Below are 3,986 nucleotides of genomic sequence, written 5' to 3'. Positions count from 1 at the left end.
TGACTTAGGTAAAATATCAACGAGCTGCTTTCTTAAACGGTAGACTTGGATATTAATATGATTCTCATTTTGCCCGAGCATCTTACTTAAATCAGCTTTATCTACCCAGCCCTGCTCCGTTACACTTATTCCGGTCTGCATATCATCGATACGCTTACGGGCCAATAATAACAATAAATAATGGTGGTTGCGTTGCCCTAAGTCGTATTCCTGCTCGTCCATTTTGAGCTTAAAGGAAACATGCTCTTCATTTTGGCTAACATCGAAAAAAATACCGACCTGCGGCGAGTTCGGAAGCTCTTTTGATTCAATGAATTGTGTTTCTTCGCTTGCTTTAGCTTCAATAAAGCGCCAGGTTTGTCCATTACAGCCAACTAGATCCCCCGTTTTCAATACCGATATTCCCGACTGACTTTCACAAACCCAATGACCGTTTGGTGACACATACAAAGTGATTTCAGGAGACTCTTCATTAGGTAATACGGCTAAATGTGCTAATTCGATGGTTTTTAAACCGGGAGTAACTGGCACTAGCAGGCTTTTTGGCGGTGAAACATCGAGCATTTTCCAAGTATCGCCAAGCAGACTGGCGAAATGGATTAGATCTCCCTTACGTAAGCGTTGTTTAGTACCGTGTAATACAGGCTTACCATTAACATAGGTACCATTACTGCTGGAATCTTGTAATAACCAGTCTTCACCATTCCATAAAATGGTTGCGTGCATACGCGATGCGTCAGGGTTGATCAGTACGGTGTGCGAAGTGCTAGGGTGACGACCAAAGATATGCTGGATTAGCAAAATCACCTGCTCTTCAGTATTGGTATTTATAATTTTTGTCATAATAGCTTCGTCCGTAAAATTCTCTTTAAGTAAAACCGTAATCGTAAATTTTATCTCTATTCAATATAAATTATCTATTACCGTCTATTACAAGTAAATAGAGGCTTTAATATTCCAGTCGAATTAAAGCTTAGCTGGCATTGTAAGCCACTTGTAATAATTCATTATGCAGTATGTCCAATTGTAGTTTTTAACTAATTTTCTACTGCACATGCCGATAATTCCAAGTCATTTTCACTTTCTGTTTTAGCTCGAGATAAAGCCTGCTCTGCGCGTTCAAACAAGCTATCAAGGTCATCGTTCTTTTGATAATTGGCACAGCCGATACTGCAAGAGACACTAAACTCGGACAGCAAAGAATTATCGACAATTGCCTTTTGAATACGATCCACAATAACAAGCATCGAATTTTTGTCAGAGTCATTTAATATAACAGTGAATTCATCAGCACCATAACGAAAGACTTGATCCCGATAGCGGATACAATTAGATAAAACCTTCGCAAAACTGGTTAAGACTAGATCTCCCGACTGCTGACCAAATGTATTATTGATTTCTTCGAAACCATCCAGATTTAATACTAATAAGGAGAAATTTCGACACTGTTCCATATTATTTCTGACTGAATTCTGAAAAGAGATCGTAAACTCATTACGATTAGCTAAGCCCGTTAGATTGTCATTTACAGCAAGTTGTTCCATTTTATCAATCTCCAGCATATCAAATCTAGGGAGTTGCGTTTTTGCGTAAAACTCAGTTATAACAAACGCCAGGTCCCTCTGGGTTCTTTTCTTAAGTTGTACAATCGTTATGCTTACAACAAATGAAATAATAACTAAGCAAAGTGACTGTTGATAAACAGATTAGCCTTTCTATCAGATAAAAACTATTACACCTTATTACACGGGTTATGAAATAGATTATTAGAGGCTTGCAGGCAGTACTGCTTATCAAATTAGCAGGAAGGTGATTTAAACCATAAATTATTTGGCAAGATGTTGAAAACAAAGCGTTTAAAACATATAACACAGATTGATGGAAAAGTAGGCACAGTAAAAATATAACAAGTGAGCCATTGCCATCCGGATTGAGCGCTGTTGTAATACAGTGTAATAAAAAATTAAGCTCTGAGTTGCTTACAAACTTAAATTAAAGCGCTCCAAACCAACAAACAGGACATCCAATTCTTTTTTATTTTCATAAAAACCGTCAAAAAGGTATGGCTGTCCTCAAATGTTGCACTTCAAAGTTGAAACTAAGTTGTGTCTACTTTAGGGTTAATGAAATATTAATTAATGTTCATTTATATATATACGTTCACTCTGCTTAATATTCTTATAAGCTTTTTGAACCAGTTGTTGCGATTCATCTGTACGTTTTTCGTTTATTAAAAACCTCGAAAAATGAGTTGCTACATCTTGCGTCATCATAGGTGCACTTTGATTTCCTGCTAATTTTAAGGCTTCTTTAAATAAATTTTCAGCCTTATCTTTACTTCCCATTTCAATTTCAATTAGAGCTAATGTTCGTAAAAGAATAGGGATTGGTCCTATCAGGCCATTGTGTTCAGATAGTTCAATCAAGGGTAATATTAATTTTTTCATCTCCTCATAATTACCAATCTTAATTTCAGACTCTAGCCACATGGGAAGCCAATAAAATAAAGGCCCTCCCCGATTGTCCGATAAGAGCATTGAACAGAATGATTTTGATATATCTGTTTTCGTAACGGACCAGTCCTTTGCAAGTTGAACAAATAGCCTAAACCAATTGTCTTTAGTCCAATCTCTATCATCATGTAAGTCTAATGTTTTAATTTGTATCGTTTTTTTATCTCTAATCAAATAATAAAGTAAAGTTTCGAATGCTTGAATAATATCTAAGTCAATTTCACTATTTAAGAACTCTGCATGTTTTTTCGCTTCTTCTATACACTTAAATGATTTTGATATATCCCCTAAAAGCGCATGAGTGTGACTCATTTGACTGAGTGCCACACATTTCGGATCCCAGCCAAACTCATGGTACATTTTAGAATCTTCTTCCTCACGGTATAAACTAAGCGCTTTCTCTCCTGTACTAATCGACTTATCCAGATCACCTGCACAAGTATAAACTTGCACCATTTGCGCAAGCAGTAATAATTGACGTTGTCGGTGACTATCTTTTTCAGCAAGTTTTAAAGATGCTTCCCCTGAAACAATTGCATTATTTGTTTCAGATCGATAGTGAAAGTTCTGCAATTCAGCCCATTGGCTTAAAAACAGCGCATCACTAATGATTTCACCTTTAATATTTAACTTTTTTTCCAACTCAACAATTTGGTTACCTATATAGGCTACAATTTCAGCTCCCATTCCATCTTGAGATATTGCTGCAGGGAAAATGCTTTTATATAGTTCTAACCTAAGTTCCAATACCTCACTAACTTCTTTTTCGGCCCAAACTTCAGCCATATTGAAGAATGCTTTTGCTTCAATGAAACTGGATAATGAAATCGACTCTCTAATTGCAATAGTGATATATTCAATCGCCTCTATATATTTTTCTGCATCTGCGTAATGAGATGCTGTTATATTCTTTTGGCTATCGTCTTTTTCAGACAGAACTTTTGCAACTTCTAAATGTATCTTTTTAAGGTTACTGTGAGAGGCACTTTGGTAAGCCGCATCTCTTACCAAGGCATGCTTGAAGATATAACTGTCACCACTTACTTTACGTTGTTGATAGATAAGCTCGGCATCTATTAACTCATTTAAATCGTTCTGCACCTGCGCTTCACTGTGATTTGAAGCGGCTACCAGCAAGTCATAATCAAATTCGCGACCGATAGTGGCAGCCAATTGTGCGGTTTCTTTGGCATAAACGAGCGTATCGAGTTTTTGCTGCAGGGAGTCGCGCAAACTACTCGGCACTTCATCGAGTTTATCCGGGCTGGTAAAGTCAAATAGTCCGTTTAACTTATGCACTAAGCCCTTTTGCTTAAGCATATTAACCAGTTCTTCAATAAACAGTGGAATACCGTCGGTACGTGCAACAATGACATCGAGTAAATTGGCTGAAACATTTTCTTTATCAAACAAGATACGCACAAACTCGCGGGTATTTTCCTGAGTCAACTTAACTAACTTGAGCAACTGAAA

At 37.0% G+C, this 3,986-nt stretch carries 3 protein-coding genes; all 3 read right to left on the bottom strand.

From position 1 onward, the window contains the following. Positions 1–843: FHA domain-containing protein (locus tag AC4GME_RS12290; RefSeq protein WP_490379464.1), on the bottom strand; the 843-nt coding region annotated here is incomplete at its 3' end. A gap of 194 nt (positions 844–1,037) precedes the next feature. Further along, positions 1,038–1,544 carry a GGDEF domain-containing protein gene (locus AC4GME_RS12285; RefSeq protein ID WP_490376906.1) on the bottom strand — a complete coding sequence of 169 codons (507 nt, stop codon included), beginning with the start codon at positions 1,542–1,544 and terminating at the stop codon, positions 1,038–1,040. Between the two features lie 591 nt (positions 1,545–2,135). Then, complete coding sequence (locus tag AC4GME_RS12280; protein WP_490379463.1) at positions 2,136–3,926, bottom strand: ATP-binding protein; 1,791 nt, start codon at positions 3,924–3,926, stop codon at positions 2,136–2,138. Positions 3,927–3,986 lie beyond the last annotated feature (60 nt).

Source organism: Psychromonas sp. (assembly GCF_983033635.1).
The sequence above is the reverse complement of the archived record's forward strand: the minus strand, read 5'-3'. Positions and strand labels throughout refer to the sequence as shown.

Coding starts and splice junctions, on each gene's coding strand:
- AC4GME_RS12285 (WP_490376906.1), bottom strand. CDS start 1,544: ATGGAACAACTTGCTGTAAATGACAATCTAACGGGCTTAGCTAATCGT.